This window comes from Snodgrassella sp. ESL0324 (assembly GCF_013344955.1).
GTDB classification, from domain to species: domain Bacteria; phylum Pseudomonadota; class Gammaproteobacteria; order Burkholderiales; family Neisseriaceae; genus Snodgrassella; species Snodgrassella alvi.
In genome coordinates this window covers 327888-353586 of sequence record NZ_JAAEDS010000012.1, presented here as the reverse complement: position 1 = coordinate 353586, position 25699 = coordinate 327888, and the positions used below count along the sequence as shown (strand labels likewise).

Annotated in this window: 19 protein-coding genes; 10 read left to right on the top strand and 9 right to left on the bottom strand. The window is 39.4% G+C overall.

What is annotated here, in order from left to right; genetic code table 11:
* Nucleotides 1–143: 143 nt before the first annotated feature.
* The 7 genes from GYY70_RS03770 to GYY70_RS03740 form a co-directional block, all read right to left on the bottom strand.
* Complete coding sequence (locus tag GYY70_RS03770) at nt 144–890, bottom strand: phosphate/phosphite/phosphonate ABC transporter substrate-binding protein (protein ID WP_174831336.1); 747 nt, start codon at nt 888–890, stop codon at nt 144–146.
* A gap of 1 nt (nt 891) precedes the next feature.
* Nucleotides 892–1395: a PAS domain-containing protein gene (locus tag GYY70_RS03765; RefSeq protein WP_238791804.1), complete on the bottom strand. Its 504-nt coding sequence runs from the start codon at nt 1393–1395 to the stop codon at nt 892–894.
* Nucleotides 1396–1836: 441 nt separating this feature from the next.
* Entirely contained in the window at nt 1837–2199 is a 363-nt protein-coding gene (locus GYY70_RS03760) for a roadblock/LC7 domain-containing protein (protein ID WP_025330457.1), read from the bottom strand.
* A gap of 608 nt (nt 2200–2807) precedes the next feature.
* Nucleotides 2808–4784: a DNA topoisomerase IV subunit B gene (locus GYY70_RS03755; RefSeq protein WP_174831335.1), complete on the bottom strand. Its 1977-nt coding sequence runs from the start codon at nt 4782–4784 to the stop codon at nt 2808–2810.
* Between the two features lie 127 nt (nt 4785–4911).
* A complete protein-coding gene (locus GYY70_RS03750) occupies nt 4912–5451 on the bottom strand; it encodes an RNA pyrophosphohydrolase (protein WP_037394009.1) in 540 nt (179 codons plus the stop codon).
* A gap of 1278 nt (nt 5452–6729) precedes the next feature.
* A complete protein-coding gene (locus tag GYY70_RS03745) occupies nt 6730–6870 on the bottom strand; it encodes a hypothetical protein (RefSeq protein ID WP_157785008.1) in 141 nt (46 codons plus the stop codon).
* A gap of 299 nt (nt 6871–7169) precedes the next feature.
* Complete coding sequence (locus tag GYY70_RS03740) at nt 7170–8501, bottom strand: DEAD/DEAH box helicase (protein WP_174831334.1); 1332 nt, start codon at nt 8499–8501, stop codon at nt 7170–7172.
* A 425-nt stretch (nt 8502–8926) separates the two neighbouring features.
* On the opposite strand from GYY70_RS03740, the gene GYY70_RS03735 reads away from it, so the two are divergent.
* From GYY70_RS03735 to hisC, 5 genes are all read left to right on the top strand, one after another.
* Entirely contained in the window at nt 8927–9874 is a 948-nt protein-coding gene (locus GYY70_RS03735) for a class I SAM-dependent methyltransferase (protein ID WP_174831333.1), read from the top strand.
* Nucleotides 9875–9902: 28 nt separating this feature from the next.
* Nucleotides 9903–10493 carry a ricin-type beta-trefoil lectin domain protein gene (locus tag GYY70_RS12320; RefSeq protein ID WP_174831332.1) on the top strand — a complete coding sequence of 197 codons (591 nt, stop codon included), beginning with the start codon at nt 9903–9905 and terminating at the stop codon, nt 10491–10493.
* A 480-nt stretch (nt 10494–10973) separates the two neighbouring features.
* The gene (locus GYY70_RS03725) at nt 10974–12161 is read left to right on the top strand and encodes a 5-(carboxyamino)imidazole ribonucleotide synthase (RefSeq protein ID WP_174831331.1); all 1188 of its coding nucleotides are present in this window, start codon (nt 10974–10976) and stop codon (nt 12159–12161) included.
* 30 nt (nt 12162–12191) lie between these two features.
* Entirely contained in the window at nt 12192–13727 is a 1536-nt protein-coding gene (locus tag GYY70_RS03720) for a SulP family inorganic anion transporter (protein ID WP_174831330.1), read from the top strand.
* 81 nt (nt 13728–13808) lie between these two features.
* The gene (hisC, locus tag GYY70_RS03715) at nt 13809–14867 is read left to right on the top strand and encodes a histidinol-phosphate transaminase (RefSeq protein ID WP_174831329.1); all 1059 of its coding nucleotides are present in this window, start codon (nt 13809–13811) and stop codon (nt 14865–14867) included.
* Between the two features lie 75 nt (nt 14868–14942).
* Here hisC and GYY70_RS03710 read toward each other — a convergent pair whose 3' ends face one another.
* Nucleotides 14943–15911 carry an FAD:protein FMN transferase gene (locus tag GYY70_RS03710; RefSeq protein ID WP_174831328.1) on the bottom strand — a complete coding sequence of 323 codons (969 nt, stop codon included), beginning with the start codon at nt 15909–15911 and terminating at the stop codon, nt 14943–14945.
* Nucleotides 15912–15935: 24 nt separating this feature from the next.
* Nucleotides 15936–18713 carry a flavocytochrome c gene (locus GYY70_RS03705; RefSeq protein ID WP_174831327.1) on the bottom strand — a complete coding sequence of 926 codons (2778 nt, stop codon included), beginning with the start codon at nt 18711–18713 and terminating at the stop codon, nt 15936–15938.
* Nucleotides 18714–19183: 470 nt separating this feature from the next.
* Between GYY70_RS03705 and GYY70_RS03700 the strand changes: the two genes are divergently transcribed.
* The 5 genes from GYY70_RS03700 (at nt 19184) to sbmA (ending at nt 25498) form a co-directional block, all read left to right on the top strand.
* On the top strand, nt 19184–20434 hold the full coding sequence (locus GYY70_RS03700; RefSeq protein WP_174831326.1) for a lipoprotein-releasing ABC transporter permease subunit: 1251 nt from the start codon (nt 19184–19186) through the stop codon (nt 20432–20434).
* Complete coding sequence (gene lolD / locus GYY70_RS03695; protein ID WP_174831325.1) at nt 20427–21122, top strand: lipoprotein-releasing ABC transporter ATP-binding protein LolD; 696 nt, start codon at nt 20427–20429, stop codon at nt 21120–21122. The genes GYY70_RS03700 and lolD overlap by 8 nt, the downstream gene beginning before the upstream one ends.
* 35 nt (nt 21123–21157) lie before the next feature.
* Nucleotides 21158–22939, top strand: coding sequence for an exodeoxyribonuclease V subunit alpha (gene recD, locus GYY70_RS03690; RefSeq protein WP_174831324.1), 1782 nt, complete (start codon nt 21158–21160; stop codon nt 22937–22939).
* 145 nt (nt 22940–23084) lie between these two features.
* Nucleotides 23085–23813: a 5'-methylthioadenosine/adenosylhomocysteine nucleosidase gene (locus GYY70_RS03685; protein WP_084551613.1), complete on the top strand. Its 729-nt coding sequence runs from the start codon at nt 23085–23087 to the stop codon at nt 23811–23813.
* A 482-nt stretch (nt 23814–24295) separates the two neighbouring features.
* Entirely contained in the window at nt 24296–25498 is a 1203-nt protein-coding gene (gene sbmA / locus GYY70_RS03680; protein WP_084552921.1) for a peptide antibiotic transporter SbmA, read from the top strand.
* The last annotated feature ends 201 nt before the right edge of the window (nt 25499–25699 follow it).

Sequence of the window (25699 nt, the reverse complement as noted above, 5' to 3'; positions counted from 1 at the left end):
AAGTATTGAATAAATCTCAAAAAAATTGATATATGTTGTACATGGATAATATCTACTCTGTTTATATAAAAGAAAAAGGTTAGACATAAAATAAACCGTGTTAGTTTAATAAAGCTAACACGGCCTAGAATGCAGTTATAGACTTACATACGTAATGTGTCTACAACATCAATCATGAATTCCATATCTTCTTCAGATAATCCGATAAAGCCTTCTGGAAAACTCAATGCTTTAACAATAGTAGCGCCATCAGAATCGTCTGCCATTTTGCATAATATCTCTCTCAATGGCTCTACTTTATCAGCTATATCTTTATGATATAACATGACATGAGATACTTCATTAATCCGGCTTTTCAGTAATACTTTTAACTGATCTTTGGTTACAGAGTTAAAGCTGTCATATACTTCAGCTTGAATAATGCCAATTTTTGCCTGCTGGCGGATAACGCTGGAAGCTACCATGAGGAAGTTATCTTTACGATTGATAACCAGCTCATCATCGTTCAGATTAGCAGGTTCAAGCAAACGCAAACCAATAAAGTTGGCATCTTCATTATTGGAAAGAGCCAGTTCAACAGTACCTTTGAGCTCTTCAATAGCATTAATTTCTGAATCAGCAGCAGTAACAATTACAATCTCATCTGGTTGATTTTTAGGTTTAACCAGTGGTAAATAACCTTGTTCACGTACATAATTACCGGCAGCAAACGGATTAACAAAAAGCATAGAGACTTTTTCTTTATCTTGCTGTGCTTTTACTTCATCAAATGAAGGAGGCATAATCAGAGAAATATTCTGATCGCTTTTCTTTTGCAGGTAATTATTGAGCAAATACCAGGTGCTGAACTGATCAGGCAAATAATCGGGTACAACCATTAAACTCAGCATATTATTTTCCTTCCTGTTCAGTTTTCAGCATTTCTACATACTTGGCACTCATTTCGTTAACACGTTCACGGCTTGGTTTGCGACGAATTGAGCTATAGCCAATCACTTTGCCTTGACGTAAGTTCGGAATTACAGTGGCGTATACCCAGTAATGGCCGCCATCTTTTCGTAAGTTTTTAACATAACCGTACCAGCGTTCCCCTCTTTGCAAGGTTTCCCACATATCGGCAAATGGAGCTTTGGGCATGTCAGGATGACGTAACAAACAGTGTGGAGCACCAATAATTTCATCACGTGTCCAGCCACTGATATCAACAAAGACGTCATTGGCATGCGTGATAATACCGTTAAGATCTGTACGTGATACAATTAAAGCACCATCAGGATAAGGAAATTCCTGATGAGTTACATATACTGTTGATTCTCCGTCTTGCTGATAATGCTTAATTTTATACTCTGAAAATTCACCTTCAGGCTTTGGCTGAATCCAACGACTCATATCCATATTTATCTGTCCTTCAATTTTGGTTTAATCTGATAAAGAATGAGTGTGTGCTTAATAGAAATGCATTTCAGATTTTTTATGTTTTTACAGTAATTTATTCTTTCTGCTTTAATAAATTTACTGCTAATATAAATTTCTGGAAATGCATACAATCGGGATTTTTAAATATTACCCAATACATATATGCGATGCGTTTCAATATAGTTATAAAACATTTAAACGCCCTTTCATGCAATAAATTCAGTTTAAGCTTTAGTTTTCTTTAGGTTTGACTAACAGCAATTTAGTCAGAATTCAGAAAATATCCGGATATAAGGGTGGTGCCTGATTTTAAAGCTTATTTTTACAGTATTATAAACTGTAATAAAACGTGTTAATTTCAAATTTGCATGAGCGGGTATTTAAATAGCATTGCATATTTCAGATCAAGCAAATTGATTATTAACCAAAATGGTCAGCTAATTCTTTCAATGCCCGTTTAGCTTCAAACAGAATCAGACCTAATTTGGCTTCATGAGTGGTAGTAATGGTTAACAGAATAGCTTCAGAGGCCTGAAACAGCAGCATGTAGCCTTTATCAGTGTGAATAATGGTGTTGTCCAGAGTACCTTTTAATACTTCTTTTGCAGAACGATTACCCAGAGACAGTAATGCTGCAGCCATTGCACCGATACGGTCTTCATCCATGCCACTCTGCAAAGCTGAAGCAATTGGCAAACCATCGGTTGAGATAACTGCTGAAGATGTAATGTCGGGTGTACTGTTCAGGGTTTTCAATACGCCTTCGATGAAATCATATTTCATGAAAATTCCTCTTAAATTGACTGTAACTTTGTCAATTATAAAGATGGGTGAATTTTTTTGCAAAAAAATGTTATTAAATTTTATTAATTATCTTTATTTAAGTTTTCTATTTTATTTACATTTCTTTAGTTTTCTTGCTTATCTATAATTATTCAGAGCAATGAAAACTATTGTTACAGTTTATTGAATTCTATTGAAATGTAAATGAAATTATAGCATTTTGAATAGGAGATTGCGTAATATAATCCGGTCAACTTAGCTAAAGTTTGATATTTATCAAATGTTATCTCATTTTTTATATTTTATATGCTATTGAGACTGCGAATATATGTTTAATTCTATGCATAACTTAATGGTAAATGAATTGTTTTAAATAATAAAATCTTACTTTTTTAGTGTATATTAATATATAAATTAATAGTGTGTTGTAAGTTTGCTTATATATTTTACAAATTTAAATTAATGTTATTTATTAAAAAGACAATTAAGTGAAATTAATGCTTTTATAGTTTGATAATGTTAATTATGTTTACTTTGTTGTTTAATATATAAATTAATTTAAACAGGTTGTTCTTAATATGATAAACAACCTGTTTGTTAGATTAATTTTAAATATCGGCTTCTACTTTATCTCCTTCAGCTTCCATCCATACTCTTCTGGAAGCTGCTTCACCTTTTCCCATTAATTTGATAAAAATATTTCGGGTTTCACTGTTTTCTTCATCGGGAATATGTACTTGCAACAGACGGCGTGTATCCGGATTCATGGTAGTATCCTTGAGCTGATCAGGATTCATTTCGCCTAAACCTTTAAAGCGATTTATGTGATAAGTACTTTTTTCTAGTTGCAATCTGTCTTTAATGCTTTCCAGTTCTGCCTCATCCTGAGCATAAATTTTGCGTGCAGGTTTGCTTTTACCCTGTGCATTTACATCTATACGAAAAAGTGGTGGTTGGGCAACATAAATGTGTCCGGCCTCTATCAGTCGCGGAAAATGGGTATAAAACAAGGTAAGCAATAGAACCTGTATATGAGCACCATCAACATCGGCATCTGATAAAATGGCTATTTTTCCATAGCGTAAGCCAGATAAATCAGGATTATCGTTTCTACCGTGGGGGTCTACTCCGATGGCAACAGAAATATCATGTATTTCTGCATTACCAAATAATTGGTCGCGATGAATTTCAAAACTGTTTAAAACTTTACCGCGCAATGGAAGAATTGCCTGAGTATTTTTATCCCGTGCCAGTTTAGCTGAGCCGCCGGCTGAATCACCTTCTACCAGAAACAATTCATTTTCGCGGATGTCTTCACTTTCACAGTCTGTAAGTTTGCCTGGTAAAACAGCTACGCCAGAGCCTTTTTTCTTTTCAATTTTTTTAGTTGAGCGCATTCGTGCCTGTGCTTGGCTAATAGCCAGCTCAGCTATTTTTTTACCTGTGTCGATATTCTGGTTTAACCAGAGTTCTAATGGATCACTACATACTGCGGCTACCAGTTTGAGTGCATCACGACTGGTTAATTTGTCTTTTGTCTGCCCTTGAAACTGAGGGTCGAGCAACCGTGCTGAGAGAACGAAGGCGACGCGTGAAAAAACATCGTCTGACTGTAGTTTTACGCCACGCGGAAGTAAATTATGATGATTGATAAAGTTGTTTACAGCATGAAAAACTGCCTGTTTCAGCCCGGCTTCATGAGTGCCGCCTAACGCGGTAGGAATTAGATTAACGTAGCTTTCACTTGGTGTATGACCGTCTTCCAGCCATGTCAGAGCGAAAGCTGCGCCTTCACCCTGATTAAAATCAGTTCCATGATTTGAGTTTAAATAATTTTCACTGGAGAAAATAGGGGTGGCAGTCTGGCTGTCTGAGAGTAAGTCAAGTAAATAACTTTTCAGGCCATTCGGATAATGCCAGTTTTGTGTCTGAGCTTCATCCGTAGCATTCTGGTAGCGGGTAAGGGTAACATTCACGCCGGGTAATAAAACAGCTTTAGCACGTAAATTGCGTTCCAATTCCGGCAGATTGTATTGCGGATTATCGAAGTAATGTCCGTCAGGCCAGATACGAACTTCGGTACCACTGTCTTTAACGGCGCATTTGCCGGTTACAGCCAAAGGTTGAATGACGTCACCACCAGCAAAGGCAATATGGTAAATATTTCCGGCTCTTTTAACAGTAACTTCGAGCCGGGAAGACAGTGCATTAGTCACGGAAACGCCTACACCATGTAAGCCACCTGAAAAAGCATAAGCACCGTCGCCGCTTTTTTTATTGAATTTACCACCAGCATGAAGTTGGGTGAAAACCAGTTCAACTACGGGGACTTTTTCGGTTGGGTGTAATCCGGTGGGAATGCCGCGACCATTGTCTCTGACAGTAACGGATCCATCGGGATTCAGAGTAACATCGATATTTTGTGCATAGCCGCCCAGAGCTTCGTCTGCGGCATTATCAATTACTTCCTGAATGATATGAGTAGGGCTATCCGTTCTGGTATACATCCCAGGGCGTTCTTTAACCGGTGCCAGACCCTTCAGAACGGTGACACTGGATTCATCATAAGTTGTGGATTTGCTCATAATTTATTTTTAGATAAGTATTAATCGCAATATAAAACAAATTACCGTAAAAAATTTATTTTTTCGGTAATTTGTTTCAGATTCAGAATTTTGGCGGAATCTTCAATACAGAAATATTCACAGGCAATCATTCTGCCAGTGAGTATTTATCATCATGATTTTGTCGAGTTTGAACAAATTCAGTCCAGCTGGGCAGTTCGTGTAAAAAGCGTGAAAGCTCGTGTAATGCATTCAGATAGACATTTCTTTTGAATTCAATAACTTCATCAACAGGGGCCCAGTATTGGTGCCAGCGCCATGCATCAAATTCAGGATGATGGGTTGCTCGCAGATGAACATCACTTTCCCGTCCGGTTAGGCGCAGCAAATACCAGATCTGTTTTTGGCCTTTATAAGAACCCCGCCATTCGCGTTTGATCCAATGTGTAGGTACATCATAACGTAACCAGTCCCGGGTGCGTCCGATTATTTTGACATGATGCGGCAGCAGGCCGACTTCTTCCATGAGCTCACGATACATGGCGGCTTCCGGGCTTTCACCCGGCTTAATACCGCCTTGCGGAAACTGCCAAGAGTGTTCATGTACACGCTTGCCCCAAAAAACTTCGTTACGGTCGTTAGTAATGATTATCCCGACATTGGGGCGATAACCTTCTCTGTCTAACATGGTAGTTCGCCCAATAAATAAATTGAATTTTCGCACAAATCAGGCAGTGAGACTAGTAAGGATTAAATGTGCAATATCAAATTTAATTAAGTAAATTTTTATATTATATTGGCATGTATGAGGTTTTCAGTTAAAAATCAGGATTTATTTATGAATAATATTGGTGAAGTCTAACAATAAAGATTAATTATATATCTGGGTTAGTTTTAATCATTCAAGTTGGGTATTTAATCAGTCTGGTTATTAATTGTTATGCTTCAATTCGAACTGATGTATAAAAAATTCAGCGAGGTTATTTATTTGTATCGATAGAATATATTTGTTTGCATTATATTTTATTTATAGTTATCAGAAATCAGATAATTGAGTAAATATCAAATCAGTTAAGAGCGTAAAAAAACGTATCTATCTTTATCTATGAATAGAAGATCATTGGGATTATATAATCGTTTGGGATAAACGATATACAAAAATTATTTCTCCAAATATTTTTCTGATTTCCAATACTCTCAGACAAAAAATAGTCTTTATGCTGATAAACAGGTAAATCATTATTTCTAATGTTCTGCTTATTTTCATTCTAATATTTTAAATAAGGCTATTCTGTTAAATCTATGAATGATTGAACAGTTGGTAGGGTATATTAAATTGAAAAAATCATTAATATTAATCAATTATCATAAAATTAATTGTCTAAAAAAGCAATATTGTAGTAAGGGTAGTTGAATCTATTCTATAGTGACTGGTACAGCTGTTGATAATTCATATCGCCCTTGGGGCTTAATCCTGAAAAGGTTGAAATTGTGGGACGGTATATAAAAGATAAAAATGTCTATCTGGTCGAACTAAAGTCATTTACAAAATGAATGCAGGTGCAGAGAAATTTAATATTTTTATTTTAGCGCAGAAATATTCAATTTTAGGACTAAGATATAATAATATTTACTGTATTGGCAATCGTTTGATTTATAAAAATTTATTTAATTTAATGTGGTTAAATATACTAATTAATAACTGATTAAAAATTATTTTCATACCGATTTATAATAATTGAATCTGTACTTAATAATTGAATTAAAACAAATTCAGCCGAAAAGAATCCACATTGCTGCAATCTTTTTATATTTTAAATTTTATTATAAATAAAATGTAATGAGTTTATAGGTATTTGATACTGGTAATAACTTTTCCGAAAATATTATTTAAAGTTTGAATTAAAAAGAGCATATATAAAAAGAGCCCTGTCTCTACAGATAGGGCTCTTTATTAGCAGAAATTTTATTGATGAACAGGTTCGAAATTGTGAATGGCTTTTTCGTTTTCAGGAGTTTGCTCTTTGCCATTTACAGCCTGAGTATGTTGATAAAAAGCAGCGCGTTTAGCTGCCTGAAAAATTTGTAATCTACGACGATGTTGCATAGTTAAATCCTTTCTCGCTTGCTGGTGTGGGGCACCAACTGTTGTCATTTATAACTTGGAAGTATAAGTTTACTGATAAATTAATAATGCAGATCAGTTATCAGTTCGGATATTGTTTTTAACGTAATAATTTATTAGTTCATTAAACAATATATAAGATATAACAGAATATTGCAAGACAGCGATGTATGTCTGTCTTTAAATTGAGAGGAAATAATAAATAGAAAAAAACGCAGAAAATTGTTAAAAGGTCAGGTCTGAATATCAGTAGCCTGACCTTTTATTACGATAAAGTGAGCTTATTGCTTGGGTTGGCTATTACTACGTCTGTTTGGCTGGCTGTTTCTCTGACGGGCAGCCGGATTGTTCTGGCGGGAACGGTTTGGTTGCTGTTCGCCAGACTGACGGCGGTTTGCATTCCAGTTACCATTTTTATTGTGATTACCATAGGAGCGGCGACCTTTATTCGCTATCTTACCGGCACGCTTACGTGTCGGTTCCATGCCGGCAATAGTTTGCTCAGGTAATTTGCGGTTTAGGTAGCGTTCAATTTTATGTACTTTAATGTACTCGTTTACTTCAGCAAAAGTAATGGCCAGACCGGTTCGGCCAGCACGGCCTGTACGACCGATGCGATGTACATAGTCTTCAGCCTGCTTAGGTAAATCATAATTAATGACATGTGTAATGGTTGGTACATCAATACCACGGGCGGCAACATCAGTAGCCACCAGTATTTTAATCCGGCCTTTGCGTAAATCCATTAATGTACGGTTACGCCAGCCTTGTGGCATATCGCCATGCAGACAGTTAGCCGAAAAACCTTTTTCATACAGTTCATCAGCCAGCTGTTCAGACATAGCTTTGGTGGCAGTAAATATTACTGCCTGATCGATACTGGTATCACGCAACAGATGATCAAGCAGACGGTTTTTATGCCGGATGTCATCACAGTAATACAGTTTTTCATCAATTTTGCCTTGTTTTTCTTCCCGGGCAATATCGATTTTTTGCGGCTGATGTGTTAATTTTTCGGCAAGTTTACCTACCATGCCATCCCAGGTTGCTGAAAATAACAGGGTCTGACGTTTAGCAGGAGTTGCGGCAACTATGGTCTCAATATCATCAATAAAACCCATATCCAGCATTCTGTCTGCTTCATCCAGAATAAGTACTTCCAGCCGGCTAAAATCAATGCGTCCCTGACGCATGTGATCCATCAGACGTCCCGGAGTAGCTACAATAAGATCAATCGGACGGGATAATGCACGGATTTGCTGACCGAAAGCTGTACCGCCTACCAACGTTACTGTGCGCAGCCAAGGCATGTTTTTACCATAAATCTGAGCGTTTTTTTCTACCTGTTGAGCAAGTTCGCGTGTGGGTGTTAATACCAGAGCCCGCGGGCCTTTGCCTGATTTTTCACTGCGTTTGAGCAGTTTTTGCAGTGTTGGTAATAAAAATGCGGCTGTTTTTCCAGAACCGGTTTGGGCGGAAACCATTAAATCCTGGTTATCCAGAACTGCCGGAATAGATTCAAGTTGTACTGGTGTTGGATTTTCGTAGCCGGCAGCAGTGAGTGCATTGGTAAGCTGTTTGTCTAGTTTTAAATCTGAAAAAGACAATGTCATGATTTTCCTTTGGTTAAACGAGCAACCAAACGTGATAATCTAGTTTATTGATGTGAAATTAGATTACAGGGAACTGTTGCTAGCTTAAGCCAAAAAGAAAATAATAAAGGAAAGATAGCAATTGGTTGTCGTAAGTGTGTGTGTTCAGGTATTTTATACATCGACAACAACCAGACAACGTACGCATTGCTGCGGGTGTTGGGTGAGCGGCATTACAAAACTATTAAAGTAATAATGAATTCGCTGTATTTAATAAGGTTGCAAACGATGGTTTCAAATATTATCTTTTTAATTATAAGAGATATGGTCTTTTTAAGCAAGAGCACTATTATATCTGTATATGTAAATGTGCGAAGGGTTCTGTGGTTTTTTCCGTTACAATGTGACTGTTAGTGTATTTATTGCAGAAATGTAAAATTTTATTTATGAGTGAAGATATTGGTGCTTTTGTCAATCGTCTGGGTAAAAATATTAAGCATTTACGTAAATGGGCGCAACGTCAGGATTTAGAGGCATGGCGTATGTATGACCGGGATATTCCGCAGTATCCATTTGCTGCTGACATTTATGCCGATCATGTACATTTACAAGAATATGATACGGGCTGGCTGATGCATAAGACAGACTATGAAAAATGGTTGTCTGAGGTAGTGGAGGCTGTTTTATTTGTGACTGGTCTGCCTAAAGAACATATTCATGTGAAAAAAAGACAAAGGCAAAAAGGTAAAGATCAGTATGAAAAAACTGGTATTACGGGTACGGATTTTGTAATTCATGAGCATGGGCGTGCATTTTGGGTGAATCTGGATAAATATCTGGATACAGGTTTATTTCTTGATCATCGTAATACCCGCCAGAAAATAGGCAATATAGCGGCGGGAAAACGTTTTTTGAATTTGTTTGCTTATACAGGCAGTTTTTCAGTATATGCTGCAACTGGCGGTGCATTATTCAGCGAAACTGTAGACCTTTCGAATACTTATCTGCAATGGGCACAACGAAATTTTGAATTGAACGGGCTGGATATGCAGGCTCATCAGATTGTTCGTGCTGATGTATTTCAATATTTGCAGAAAGCTGTTGAAGATCACAAACAGTTTGATTTGATTGTAATGGATCCGCCAAGTTTCTCAAATAGTAAGAAAATGCTGGATATTCTGGATATTCAGCGGGATCAGGAAAAACTGATAGATGGTGCAATGCGTTTATTATCGAAACAGGGTAGTTTGTATTTTTCAAATAATCTGCGTAGTTTTACTTTAAATCCGGTTCTGGAACAACGTTATGATGTAAATAATATTTCCAGAAAAACAATACCTGAAGATTTTCGCAATACTCGTATTCATCAATGCTGGGAAATTCGGCATCGTTAATCAAAAGGTCAATTTGCGGGAGATAAAAATGATTCGGGCTATACAATTATTTTTGGTTTTTGGTGTATTGAGTTTGTCAGATTGGTTATTTTCTGTAGCTGAGGCCGCTGTTATCTACCATTCAGGACGTGGCGAACGTCATGTTTATGTCGATTTACCCGTTTCATCAACTACAACCATTAATAAAACGGTACATATTGATGCTCCTGCCGGTGCAACAGTGATTTATACGGATACGCCGGTTTATCCTGCTGCACTTCCGTATCCGCCGGTTTATCCTATGGCATCCAGTATTAGTTTACGGCCGGTAAGCCATGGCTGTCTGCGTAATGACGGCATGGCTTCGGTCTGGCAGTCGGTAGCACTCGATTCCTGTGCAGGCGGTGAAATCAGCGAGGCTTTTTATTTTCATCAGGGGCAGGTATGGCTGAATAATCGTTGTCTGGCGGTGAAAAATCATTCAGTGGGGACAGTTTTCTGTGAACCGGACAGGAACAATAACTGGTTGCTTACAGGCAGGCAGATTCGTGACAGAAACAGTAATTTATGTGTGGATAGTTCCCAAGGACATTTACAATTGCGGCCTTGCAGTAATGATAAAAGTCAGCAGTTTCATTAAATCTGTTTACAGATTTGTTAATATAATAAATATATCCAATAAAAAATATTGTTATATTTTATAATGCGAATCTATGTTTGTAATATTTTGTTTAATTGATAAATTTGGTAAAAGTAGATAACTTTTGACTTTAATGTAATTCTACATGTTTATGTAATGTTATATTTTATTATGTTAAGATAATGCTTAATGAAATTGCTTTAAATTTATTGAAAAATTTGTTTTTATATTCATAATCATAAATACGGACATTAGTTTTATTTATGTTGTGCCTGTGTAAACTTTGCCTGTTTCAGTGGTTTCACTGGTGGAATAATAGCTGTTAAAGAAGTAGTAATTAAGCTATTAATCTGATTTATCAGGTAAAAATATAACGAATATGTATGAGAAAAAGCGATTTCATACAGATGACTTTTACTGCAGGAATTTTGATTTCAGCTAATTTTATTTATATTCTTGGTAAGGTAATTTAATACCACTATGTCTCGTTTTTCTTCCTGTATTCTGCCGCCGGCGATGCTGGGTATTCTGGGTGGCGGCCAGCTGGGTGCAATGTTTACGGTAGCTGCTAAGACAATGGGTTATCAGGTAACGGTTCTGGATCCTGATCCGAATGCGCCAGCAGCACAGTTTGCTGACAGACATTTGTGTTCTGCATTCGATGATGCTGATGCTTTGCAGCATATGGCCAAATGTGCTGCTGTTACAACTGAATTTGAAAATGTAAGTGCTGATTCAATGCGCTGGCTGGCACAATATACGGTTGTATCGCCCTCGGGAGATTGTGTTGCGATTGCTCAGGACAGGCAGCAGGAAAAAGAATGGATTGACCGCGCCGGTCTGGTTACCGTGCCTTATGATGTTATCAGCACGGAATCTGATATTAATGATTCTCTGAAAAAATTGTTACCGGGTATTCTGAAAACAGCCACTCTGGGTTATGACGGAAAAGGACAGAAAACAGTTGATTCTATCGCTGAATTGCGTGAAGCTTTTACTCAATTGCAGCATGTGCGCTGTGTGCTGGAAAAAAAAGTAGATTTACGTGCTGAAATATCAGTAGTGGTTGCCCGTCTGAATAATCAGTATGCAGTATGTTTTCCGCCCGCAGAAAATCAGCATAAAAATGGTATTCTGGCGTACTCATTAGTACCGGCAAGGCTACCTCAGGCTATATTAAAGCAGGCTGAAAATATGGCTTTTAAGCTGGCTCAGGCCATGAATTATCAAGGGGTACTGGCAGTTGAGATGTTTGTTGTAGGCAATGATATGCAGTTGATTGTTAATGAAATTGCTCCCCGTCCGCATAATTCAGGTCATTACACTTTAGATGCCTGTATTTCTGATCAGTTTCAGCAGCAGGTACGATTAATGTGTGGTTTGCCTCCGGCAGCTTCAGATTTATTAAAGCCCTGCTGTATGGCGAATATTCTTGGTGATGTCTGGCCTGAAAACGGCGAACCGGACTGGAATGCTGTTCTGAATCATAAAACTGCCAGTTTACATCTGTATGGTAAAAAACAGGTGAGACCCGGCCGTAAAATGGGACATTTTACTGTTCTGGCTGAAAACACTGATCAGGCATGGCAGACAGCACGCGATCTTCATCATCACTTGCAAAACTCAGCTCAAAATTCTTGCTCGACTGCTTTAGATAAATCCTGTTGACATAGACAAAAGGATAATACCTTGAAACTGATGAGCACAAAACAGTCTCCATTGGCGTGGTTTTCTTCTGGCTGGAAATTATTGGGATATGTCCTGCCAATGGCTCTTGCCTGTGCTGGTATTGCCGGTTTACCTGTATCTATGGCAATTGCAGGTGTGATGTGTGCTTTGTTATGCAGTCTGCTTTTGGGCGGTAGTAAAAAAATATTATTAACACCATCACCTTTTTCCGCACTAATGCTGATGGCGGCAATAGCCTATTATGCAGGTGTAGTCAGTGAACGTATCGCTGTGGCCAGTTTACTTACGCTGTTTACCGGTGGCTGGTTAATATTGATGTCACTGATATTACCCAAACATTGTCTGAACTGGATTGCACGGCCAGTCTGGCATGGTATTGGTTTGGGTATGACGCTGACCTTGATTGTCATGCTTTTTCCGGTCATTTTAGGTGTGCAGGCCAATAATAGTTCATGGCAGGGAATGTGGGAACTGCTGATTAATTGGCAAAGCTGGAACTGGCCAAGTGTGGTTTTGGCCGGTTTATCATTTGCCTTGCTGGTGTTATGGAGAAGCAAAACTCAGCCCAAGGCTTTATGGGTATTATTACTGGTATGGATTCTCAGTTATATATGGCCGTTTGCGCTAGTCGGAATTGCTACTCCGGTTCAGCAAAATGTGCAGCTCTGGCCATTTATGAATCCCATACATGCTGACTGGCCATTATTATTTTTTTTAAGTGCCACAATAGCACTGTTAATATATATGGAAAGTTGTCAGTATTTATCTAATCAGTTCAGGCGTAATGTTGGCCTGGTTGGTTTTAGTAATATTCTAACAGCATTTACCGGAGGTATGGTAATCAGTTTAGGCTACATAGCCGATGAGGTTCTCAGGATTAAGCGTAATACGCTGATAGCAATGTTATTGCTTATGGCACTGATTTTTTGCTGGTCATGGCTGGCATATGTACCATTACCTGTGCTGGCAGTAATTGCGTTATATGTTATTTGTGTTCAGATTAACTGGTGTGAATTACGTTTATATTGCGGGCAATGGAGCGATTTATTGTGGCTGTGTATATCTGCAATACTTATTATTCTGTTTGGTGTCTGTACGGGTTTGTGGCTGGTGATTTCTTTTGCTCTGATAGTAATGTGCTGGTATTCACTCCGGATGCATGCCTGGCCGGTTTTATTGCCTGAAGTTCAGATTATTGCGCAAGAAGCAGTTATCATTTTACCGCAGATATTATTGTTTGCTAATGTCAGCACGCTGCTGAATAAAAGCTATCTTCTTATTAATACGCTGGATGTTAAAAAAATATATCTGGATATGAGTGCAGGCTGTCATGCTGATGTAACTGTATTTTTTCATTTACAAGCTCTTGCCCGCAGATTGCATCAGCAGGAAAAAATGTTATTTGTATGTGGTCTGAATGAAAAAACATATCGTATACTTATTGCTAAAAAGCTGGATTATTTATCAGCCGAGCAATTCAGTACCCTCAGTGCTGAATCTTTGTTAATATGTCATAAGTATAATAATGGTCCTGTAATAGCATGATTTGCTCAATATGATAATTGTTGATATGAATGTCAGATCTGAGATTTTAATACTGAATATTTTATTCAGGCTGGAGAGAGAATGAGTAAATTCTGGAGTGAGAAAACCAAACAGCTGCAACCTTATGTACCCGGAGAGCAGCCCAAAATAGCTAATCTGGTTAAACTGAATACCAATGAAAATCCATTTCCGACTTCTCCGTTGGTATTAAAAGCAATGCAGGCTGCTACAGGAGATTTGCGTTTATATCCTGATCCGAATGCAGATAGATTAAAACAGACCATTGCTGATTATTATGGTTTGTCCAGAGAGCAGATTTTTGTGGGTAATGGTTCGGACGAAGTACTGGCTCAGGCATTTGCTGCTTTTTTTCAGGGAAAACAACAATTATTATTACCTGATATCAGTTATAGTTTTTATCCGGTCTATTGTCAGTTATATGATGTTGAGGCCCGTTATATCCCGCTTGATGAGCACTTCACTATTAATCCGGCCGATTATTATGGTGCTCAGGCCGGAGTTGTTTTTCCTAATCCGAATGCACCTACCGGATGTATTTTGCCGCTGGCTCAGGTTGAGCAGATATTACAAGCCAATCCGGACTGTGTGGTACTGGTAGATGAGGCTTATATTGACTTTGGCGGTGAGTCTGCGGTGGCATTGATTGCTGATTACCCTAATTTGCTTGTGGTGCAGACACTTTCAAAATCTCGTTCGCTTGCCGGTATGCGGATTGGTCTTGCACTAGGGCAAGCAGAGCTGATTGAAGGACTTGAGCGGGTTAAAAACAGTTTTAATTCTTATCCGCTTGATCGTTTAGCACAAGCTGGCGCTATTGCGGCATTCGAAGATGAAAATTATTTTCGTTCAACTTGTGCTAAAGTTATTGAAAACCGTATCTGGCTGACTAAACATCTGTCTCAGCTCGGATTTGAGGTTTTACCTTCGCAGGCCAATTTTGTCTTTGCAAGTCATAAACATAAAACAGCTGTGGAAATTTCTGCTGAGTTACGTCGGCATGGAGTAGTGGTTCGGCATTTTCCTCAGGAAAGAATCAATAATTTTTTACGAATCAGTATCGGAACACAGCAACAGCAGCAAAGGCTGATTGAAGTATTGGAAGAAATGCTGAATCCATAGACAAATATACATTCTGATTTTGCTGGTCTGGAAGATGCAAATTATCATAAAAAGGTATTTGTTTGGTTAATGCAGTTAAGAATAGCTGATGAGCTGATAATCATCTGCTGTTAATTCAAATGTGAAATGCTGATTGGATTGAATGATTATTTTTTTATTCCGTGTTACGAATATGACTCCGATATTTTGCTTTTTTTTCAGTTCATTCAAACCTTGTCTGATACCTAAGCCATAAAAAATAGTTGAATAAATATCTCCTGTTAATGAGTTATCAGAAATGATGGTTACACTGTGCAACTCATTGTTCAGAGGATAGCCGGTGTGCGGATCTAGGATGTGATGATATAGCTGGTCGTTAGAAATGAAATAGCGTTCATAAATGCCGGAAGTGACTACTGATTTGTCTTCGACATGTATGATTCCGAGCAAATTGTTTGCCTCAGCAAAAGGGCGTTTCAAACCAATATGCCATTGCTTGTCAGCAGTAATTGGTGAGTAGCCGATTGTTAGTACATTACCTCCGCAATTGATAATTGCCTGAAAAATGTTATATTGAGCTAAGAGCAATTTGATAATGTCCGCAATATAGCCTTTGGCAATGGCTCCTAAATCAATTTCCATACCAGCTTTAGCCAGATATACAGTTTGATTTGTCCGGTTCAGCTCAATGTGATGCGGGTTAGTCAATGTTAGTCTACGGGCTATTTCATCTTTTTCTGGAATACTGTGTCCGTTAAAACCTATTTTCCATAATTTCACCAACGGTCCAATTGCCAGATTAAACTTGCTTTCAGGTAACAGGCTGGCTGCTTTGGCCTGACTAATTAAATCAAAAACCAGTTTGCTTACTGCTACCGGCTGTTTGCCGGCAGCATGGTTAATGCTCATCACCTCTGAATGGTAGCGGTTTACCGTTAACCGGGCTTCCAGTTGCTCTATAGCATTAAAAACGGCAGAGACTGCGGTTAGGTTTTCAACAAACAGTTTCAGGGAAACCGTTGTCCCCATTAGCTGTTGGCTATAGGTGTAACTTGTACCAGACATAAGTGATGAGGCATTTATCAGTAATTAATGATTTTTAGCATATGCAGCAGCCTGATCACCGGCCTGAATACCAAAAATAATGATATCGGCAATGGCGTTCCCTCCAATGCGGTTGCCTCCATGTACACCACCGGCAACTTCACCCGCGGCATAAGCACCTTTAATGATCTCTGCATGAGTATCAAGAACTTCTGTTTTCGTATTGATGGTTACACCACCCATAGTGTGGTGAATGCCCGGTGCAATGCGGATAGCGTAAAAGAATGGCTGGTTCAACTGGTGACGCATGCCGGTAGTACGCCCGAAATCTTCATCATGCTGCTGTTTTACAAAATGATTGTAGCGCTCTACTGTGGTAATGAGAGAATCCGGATTAATATTCAGCTTTTCTGCAAGTTCAGCTAGTGAGCCAGCTTTTACCGCCAATCCTTTGCTGATATAGGTTTCTGCTGCTTTATTTTCAGCACAAATCTGTTCATCAAATAATATATAGGCATAATGTTCAGAAAGGGCAATGATGCTGTTGGATACTTTGTCACGTGTGTCCAGCTCATTGACAAAGCGTTTGCCTTTTTGCGATATCAGAATAGCACCTCCGCCACGGATGGATTCTGATATCAGATAAGCAGTATTTTGCTCTACTGTGGGATGAATCTGTATTTCGTTCATATCAACAGTGCCGGCACCAATTTTTTGTAATAAAGCAATGCCTGAACCGGTTGCTCCTTTATGATTGGTGGTGACAAAATCAGCTAAATCAGGGCGGTAATGGGTGACCATTTGTGCATTGGCTCCAAAGCCACCGGTTGCGATAATGATTGCTTTGGTGCTGATGCGTTGTTCATTTCCTTCTTCGTCGCGCACGATTACTGCGTTAATGTGCCCGTCCTTCATTTCAATATCCGTTACAGAGGTTTCCAGCATTACCTCTATCCCGCGGTCATTAATATTTTTCAGCAGACCGCTAATCAGAAAACCGCCGACTGCTGCACCATTATCGGGACGATGAGTGCGGTCTACACTCATACCGCCTGTGGTAGTCAGGTTATTTAACCGGATTCCTTTTTCATCCAGCCAGTCTATTGCAGTGGGAGCATGCTCGACAAAGTAGTGTAATAATTGCGGGTTATTTTTATTTTTACCGCCTTTTAGGGTTTCGTTATAAAACCATTCTTTATGGTCGGTAATTCCTGCCTGTTGCTGAAAGCGGGTTTCAGCCGCATTCATACCTGCGGATGCTTTGTTGGTATTGCCACCGATAACCGGCATTTTTTCAATAATAATGACTGATACCCCTTTATCATATGCTTCAATAGCTGCGGCCAGTCCGGCACCGCCGCTTCCGACGACGACTACGTCACAGGATTTATCATTAGCATCACCGCCTTCTACAATTGTCGCTACTTTATATGAGGTTGAAATGGCTTTAGTTACAGCTTTTTTAAATGCATCACATTGTGAAGTAGCGCCACTGATTGCATCTACATAAGGGCTATTGGCTGCCAGAATCCGTTCTTTAATTTCATTGAAATTACGTACAGAAACATGATCCAGTTTTTCGGCATTCACTAAAGACAAATCTTTGATAAAGTCTTGCCCCAGTTCTACATTTATGACAAATTGGTTATCAAAATCGTCGCTGACAGTTTGCTGATAGGTGCCGGCATGGAATTTTCTGGTATTGATTTCTCTTACCATGCTATGAATAAGCGGAAAGCGCCATAATGGCTCAGGAATGTTCAGGTTAGTACGCTGATCGCTGTTCATGGATAGCTGTAAATCATTATGTTTCTGAATGCGTTCAGCCCAGTCAGGATAGGCCACACAGGCGCGCCCTGTAGCGATGAGATCATAGCCATGTGCCATTGCTGTTTCTGCATCAGTTTTATTCACGACATTACCGACGCCGATAACCGGTATCTTAGCCAGTACGGCAGAGCGTAATTGTATGTATTTATCAATTAATGGTGTTTCATCATTGCTGTCAATGATGGATGGTCGCAGTGTTGCAGCCATAGAAAAATGTATATAGTCCAGACCAATTTGAGCGAGTTTGTCTAGCAGGAATAATGAATCGTCAAAAGTAATGCCCGGCACTTCGAGTTCTTCCGGTGAAAACCGGTAACCGATAATAAATTCATTAGAAGCATATTTTTTAGCCATTTGCCGGCTGATTTCAAGTATGGCGAGCGGGAAGCGGGCGCGGTTTTCGCGGCTGCCGCCCCATTTATCCTGGCGCTGATTGGCGTGTGGTGAAAAAAACTGTTGGATAAGATAAGTATTGGCGCCATGTATTTCGATTCCGTCAAAACCCGCGGCAATTGCGCGCCTGACAGCTTCGCCGAATTTCTCAATCATATCTTCAACTTCACCGGCTGTCATTGCTACAGGAACCGTTGCATTCGGACGCGGAATAGCAATTGCACTGGGGCCGACAGGTGTCTGACCGCCGATTAATTGCGGCTCAACCATTCGCCCGCCATGATAGATTTGTATAACAGCTTTGGAACCACGCTCTTTTATGGCTGTGGCTAACAGGCTCAGACCTTCGATACAATCATCATTATGAATGCCTATTGCTCCCGGAAAAGCCGGTCCTAAAGTATCAACATAAGCACATTCAACAATTACTGTGCCAATACTGCCTGCACGTTCATGATAATAATCAATCAGATTATCTGTTACAGTTCCATCATAAAAACCACAGCAGGTTGTCATAGGAGCCATAACTAAACGGTTTTTTAATACAGTACCATTCGGTAACGTCAGCGGATTGAAAAGGGGCGAAGATAGCTTGTTCATATTTTGATACGAGTTCATCAGAACGGGATAAAAAGACTTAAATATATGGTAGCGTAAACGCTAATAATCATCTATTAAGCAAAAGGGTTATATATTACAATGACATATATATAATATATTGCATTGATGTTTATCAAATTAAGCGGGTTAAATCGGGTAAATAATTTGTTTTGGGTCAGTTTTAAATACTTCTTTGACTATGAGTGAGATTGTTCACTACCACTCTTATATTAAACAGTTTGTACTGCTTACTGATTTATACGAGCCACATCCGGCTTTGCGGTTTTCATTATTGAACTAGATATTATCAACAGAGCATAATTAGGATTGGTTCTGCATGTTATTTAACGTGCTGAAAAGATAAAAATTAATTTTTTACAAATATTAATAATCAGGTATTTGCTGTATAAGCATGACTTTGTTTGCTGCGCTCAGGTACAATCTGTTTTTTCTATTGAAATACAGTACTCATGGCATCTCTGGAAACATGGATTGGTTTACGTTATTTACGTGCCAGAAAACGTAATGGGTTTATGTCATTCATTACAGCAGTATCAATAGTTGGTATTGCATTAGGAGTGACAACATTAATTGTTGTTTTATCTGTTATGAATGGTTTCCAAAAAGAAATCCGCAATCAGCTTTTGAGTGTTGCTCCTCATGCTGAAATGGGATTTTATGAAAATAGTCTGGACCAGCACTGGCAGGATTTGCAGAAGCTTGTTAAAGGTAATCCGCAAGTACTGGGCTCAGCTCCTTATGTGGCTGATCAGGCTTTGCTTGCTAATGCCGGCGAAGTTCGTGGTGTGCAAATACGCGGAATAGATCCGGCACTGGAGGGTAAAGTTGCAGATTATGGTCAGGGTATGCCCAAAAATGGGTTTGCAGATCTTAAGGCGGGTGAGTTTGGTATTCTTCTGGGAAAAGATTTAGCCGATGCACTGGGTGCCAATATCGGAGATAAGATAACCGTTATCACCCCAGATGGCAATGTTACGCCGGCAGGTATGGTGCCACGGCTGAAGCAGTTTACATTAGTAGGTGTAATTAAAACCAAAATCTATGAAGTGGATAATACACTTGCTTTAGCTCATATTACTGATGCACAGAAATTGTACCGGCTGGGAAATAATGTAAGCGGATTGCGTTTAAAGCTGGCTGATCCGCAGAATGCACCGTCTGTCATTCAAAATATTGTGCCGGCAAAGCTTCACAATGAAATCTGGATTCGCGACTGGACTTTTCAAAATCGCAGTTATTTTGATGCAGTGCAGATGGAAAAACGGATGATGTTTATTATCCTGTTATTAATCATTGCTGTAGCTGCCTTTAATCTGGTTTCTTCTTTAGTCATGGCGGTTACTGAAAAACAGGCTGATATTGCTATATTGCGCACCCTCGGACTTTCGCCGGGCGGCGTCATGCGTATTTTTATGATTCAGGGTGCCATAGCCGGATTCTTCGGTACATTTTTTGGTGTATTTTTTGGTGTAACACTCGGACTGAATATTGGCCGGATCGTTGCCTTTTTTGAACATTTGACTGGTAAGCACCTGATTCCTTCACAAGTGTATTTTGTAAGCTATCTGCCTTCAGATGTGGAATTTTCTGATGTGTGTATGATTGCTGTTATTTCATTATTACTGGCTTTCGTTGCTACTTTATATCCAAGCTGGCGTGCCGCCAAAACTCAGCCGGCGGAGGCTCTGCGCTATGAATAAACCAGAATATGTTCTTGAATGTGAGCATGTCAGCAAAACTTATGATGACGGACATTTACAGGTATCTGTACTGGATGATTTAGATTTCAAAGTCAGATGCGGTCAAAGTGTGAGTATAGTTGGTGCGTCCGGGAGTGGAAAATCTACTTTGCTGCATTTACTTGGCGGACTAGATACACCCAGTAGCGGTACTATACGTCTGATGGGACAAGATATTACCCGTCTTGGGCAGAAAGCCATAGGTCAGTTGCGTAACCAGTATCTGGGTTTTGTTTATCAATTTCATCATTTGTTGCCAGAGTTTACTGCGCTGGAAAATGTAATGATGCCTTTACTGATTGGGCGCATATCAAAGGCTCAGGCAGAAGAACGTGCTAAGGAAATGCTGGATAAAGTAGGGCTTAAGCAGCGTATGAGCCACCGCCCCGGTGAATTGTCCGGCGGTGAGCGGCAACGGGCTGCTATTGCCCGTGCACTGGTAACTCATCCCGCCTGTATATTGGCTGATGAACCTACAGGCAATCTAGATCGGAAAAATGCCGGCAATGTACTGGATATGATGCTGGATTTACAACATGAACTGAATACAAGTCTGGTAGTTGTTACCCATGATGATGAGCTTGCTCAGCGTTTTGATGAAGTATTGACAGTAACAGATGGTAAATTAGTACCATTCAATGTTCGTTGATGTATGAATGTATAGGTTGTATTGATTGATTAAATATGGCTGAAGCTATCAATCCGTCAGAAACTCAGGAACAGTCTGCACATCCTGCGCTCGCTGCAATTGAGCATGTGCTTCGGGTGGTTGCCCGGCATGAGTGGGAAATTATTCAGCCATGGGCAGATAAACTGTTATGGGCGCTGAATCGTGGAGACAGTTATATTATTGTTCCCCGACAGCATTCGGAGGCGCTTCGTAAATGCAGAATTCTTGTTGGAGCTGCTGGTACTTATACGCCATTTATTTTGCAAAGCAATCATTTATTTTTAGGAAGAATGTGGCAGCTTGAGCAGGATATAGCCGAGTCTATGCTGGCATTGGCCAGTATTCCGCCTGTTCATTTGAATATGGATGTAGCTGCTGATCTGGCGGACTGGTTTCCTGATGCCGACAGTACCCAGCAACGTTTTGCTGCGGCACTGGCTCTTATTCAGCATTTTGTAGTGATTAATGGCGGGCCCGGAACAGGTAAAACGACTACTGTAGCCAAAATACTGGGTTTATTGCTGAAACATACCTGGCATTTATCACGTCCGCCGCAAATTGCACTGGTAGCTCCAACTGGCAAAGCTGCGGCACATATGGCCAGTGCTTTACAACGTGCATTGGATAAACTGCCATTATCTGATGACAGCAGGCAATTGCTGGCGGATTTATCAGGTCAGACGGTTCACCGCCTGTTACAGTTACAGCCTCCATTATTAACAGGACCATTTGATGCAGAACATCCTTTACCGGTTGATATACTGGTAGTGGATGAATCCTCGATGCTGGATTTGTCACTATTTCGTGCACTGTTGCGTGCTTTAAAGCCTGATGTTCGTATCATTTTGCTGGGAGATGCTAATCAGCTGCCTGCTGTAGGTGCAGGAAATGTGCTGGCTGAATTATCACAGCCGACAGTACTGTCTTCTGAACTGAAAAAACAGCTAACGGCTTTATTGCCCGAACAGTCTTTGCCTCCTGTCAGCGATAATGCCGGTATGGCTCAATATGTTGCAACTTTAACTCACAGTTACCGGTTTGATGCGACACAGGGTATTGGCGCTCTGGCCTCCGCTTGTATCAACGGTGACGCGACGGCTGCACTTAATGCAGTAAACAGTTTTCCGGAGCAGTTACAACTGCACCAATTTGATATACAAGTACTGTGTCGCAAATTATATTCACAGCAACAGCTATGGTGGCAGGCAGTGGCTGAAAATAATATTACTCAAGTATTCAGCCATCTTACCGATATTATGGTGCTGACTGCATGGCGTACTGATGCAGAAGCATTTAATCAGCAATACCGAAGCTATTTACGGACTCAGTTACATCAGAATACAGATAGCTGGTTTGCTGGTATGCCGATTCTGATTACTCAGAATGATTATAGTGTGGGTTTGTTTAATGGTGATATCGGCGTGATTCTTCCTGAACAGAATAATAGTGGGCATTTACTCGCTTATTTTGCTGAAGGGACAAATTATCGTTCAATTTCCCTCAGCCGCTTACCACAGCATGAGGCAGCTTTTGCCATTACGGTACATAAAAGTCAGGGATCAGAATATGATGATGTCTGGTTGCTGGCCCCGCAGTTGCGCGCAGCAGCTGATGATTCGTTGTTTAACCGTTCTCTTTTGTATACCGCATTAACCAGAGCCAGAAAACAGTTTACTTTTTGCGGTGCGTCTAAACAGCTAGTACAAGGTATAAAAAATAACCAGCAGCGGCATAGTGGATTAGGTACAGCTCTGACTCAATTATTGAGGAAACAGACGCAATTGTCTTTATTCTGAGTTGGCGGAATCTGAATCCGCATTGGTTGTTTTGTTCAAATAATTCATCTGTTAATCATTAAATTGTTGTGCATTACATCCATGTGGTGAATAAAATAAGATTATGCTATTCTGTTTGATTCTATTACAGAATAAAGTTTCAATTATGCAAAAACCTTTAATTGCCATTATTGCGGCTATGCAGCCTGAGCTGGATTACCTGCTTGAACAACTGGATAACCGGCAGGATAGTCAGGCTGGTGCTGTTCATTTTCATCAGGGTGAAATTAAAGGCGTACCAGTGATACTTGCACTGAGTGGTATTGGTAAAGTCAATGCGGCGCTGACAACAGCAGTAATAATTGAAAGATTTACACCTGATTATGTTATCAATACTGGTAGTGCCGGTGGTTTGAAAGCCGGTATTCAGATTGGCGACGTTGTTGTAGGTTGCGAAATAGCTCATCATGATGTTGATGTAACTGTTTTTGGTTATGTGCCGGGGCAGGTACCACAATTACCGGCACGATTTAACGCTAACCAGTATCTTGCTGATGCAGCCAGAAAAGCCGCACACGTATTTACAGGTGCAGAAATCTATACTGGTTTAATTGTCAGTGGTGATCAGTTTGTTGGTACTGCTGAACAAAATCAATTGATTAAAGAAAAATTTTCTGATGTTGTGGCTGTAGAAATGGAAGCCGCTGCCATTGCGCAAACTTGCTATCAGCTTAATATCCCTTTTGTGATTATTCGTGCTATTTCAGATAATGGTGATGCAAATGCTTCTGTCAGCTTTGATCAGTTTCTGCAACAGGCTGCCGGTAATTCTGCACAAATGGTAATCAACTTAATTACTTCAGGATTGAATAAATCTGCCTTTGAAAACAAGTAAATTAGAGTAGTGATACTGAAAACAGAGTAGATATTCAGATAAATAAATATTCTGATACTGCTCTGTTTTTTTATTTCTTGCTCTGAATTGTCTTAATATAGTGTTGGGTACTGTCAATCTTTTGACATTTATTAGTCTGGGCAGAAAATAATAAATAATTTGGATTATCTGTGATTGAGCATGTTTATGCAGAAAATTTTCTTAAAAGCATTACATTGCTAAAATTTAATTTTGCCGGTTTCTCAGATATCGAATTTGATACAGGTGCTGTGTGATTACATTAAATTTTTGTTTGAAAAAATTTGATTATAAACAATTTAAATATTATTAATTGACTTTGTAGACAAGCCACTATTTAATAGCTTCTTTACAATATAGCTGGTTATGTAATAACTGTATTTACTGTGCTGCCCGCAGCTATAGAAAATTAAGACTAATAATAGCTTATTTTTAACCGGCATTTATTTCATCAGGATGAGATTGTGTTCCATTCATTTTTTCCAAAGCCACGTTGGTTTTTTCCGTCTGCCATATTGTGGATAGGCCTGAATATTGCCCTCTGGTATTGTGGTGGGGAGAGTGCCGGAGAGTGGTTTGGCTGGCCGCAAGGCTATGCGGACAAACCTCTGACTATTGGTCTTTCGCGTTTCTGGTCGCCGGCATTTTTGTGGTTTTATCTCTGGTTTTTGCTGGCTACAATCATTTTTGCTGTTTTCTGGTCAGTAGTAGCAAAACATCCGTGGCAGCGCTGGTCAATATGGGGTTCTGCTTTAATTCTTTTTAATATCTGGTTTAGTGTACAGATAAACGTAACGATTAATGCCTGGTATGGTCCTTTCTGGGATATGATTCAGAAGATGCTCAGTAGTGGGGGTGGGCCGATCAGTGATTTGTATCAGAATATACTAACATTTTTGCAGATTGCGATGGTTGCAGTAACAGTATTTGTATTAAATACTTTTTTTGTCAGTCATTATGTATTTCGCTGGCGTACAGCCATGAATTATTACTATATTGAAAACTGGTCGAAACTGCGTACTGTTGAAGGGGCTTCTCAGCGTGTTCAGGAAGATACAATGCGCTTTGCCACTATTGTAGAAGAGTTGAGTGTCAGTCTGGTTCGGGCGGTTATGGTATTGATTGCATTTTTACCTCTACTGTTTCAGTTATCCAGCCATGTGCCGGCATTACCAATAATTGGTGAAGTAAAATATTCACTGGTTTGGGCAGCACTGGGCTGGTCCTTGTTTGGTACAGTTTTATTAGTTGCGGTCGGTATTAAATTACCCGGACTTCAGTTTAATATTCAAAAAGTAGAAGCTGCATATCGTAAAGAGCTGGTATATGGGGAAGATGATAGTGAACGTGCTCAGCCGGCGACATTGAAAGAGCTTTTCGAACGGGTAAAGGTTAATTACTACAGACTGTATTTTCACTATGCCTATTTCAATATGGTGAGTATATGGTATTTACAGCTGGATGGTATATATGGGCTTGTTATGTTATTTCCATCCATTGCAGCGGGTACCATGACTCTGGGCTTAATCAATCAAATTCTTAACGTATTTAATAATGTTCGTGAATCATTTCAGTATCTTATTAATTCATGGAAAACCATTATTGAATTGCTGTCAATTCATAAACGTCTGAAGGCTTTTGAATCTATACTGAATGACAAAAATTGATATCTGATTGTTTAGAAAATTCTATAGGTATCCGGCTCTGACCGGATACCTATAGAATTTTATCATTTTGCTCCGATTCCGATAGAGAAAGATTAGTGATAATGTAACCAAGAGTTACATGAGATTTTTATTGGATATTTCTCAAATTTAAATTTACAAGTTGTAATTAAGCAAAATAAATCTTGATTATATTTGCAGAGT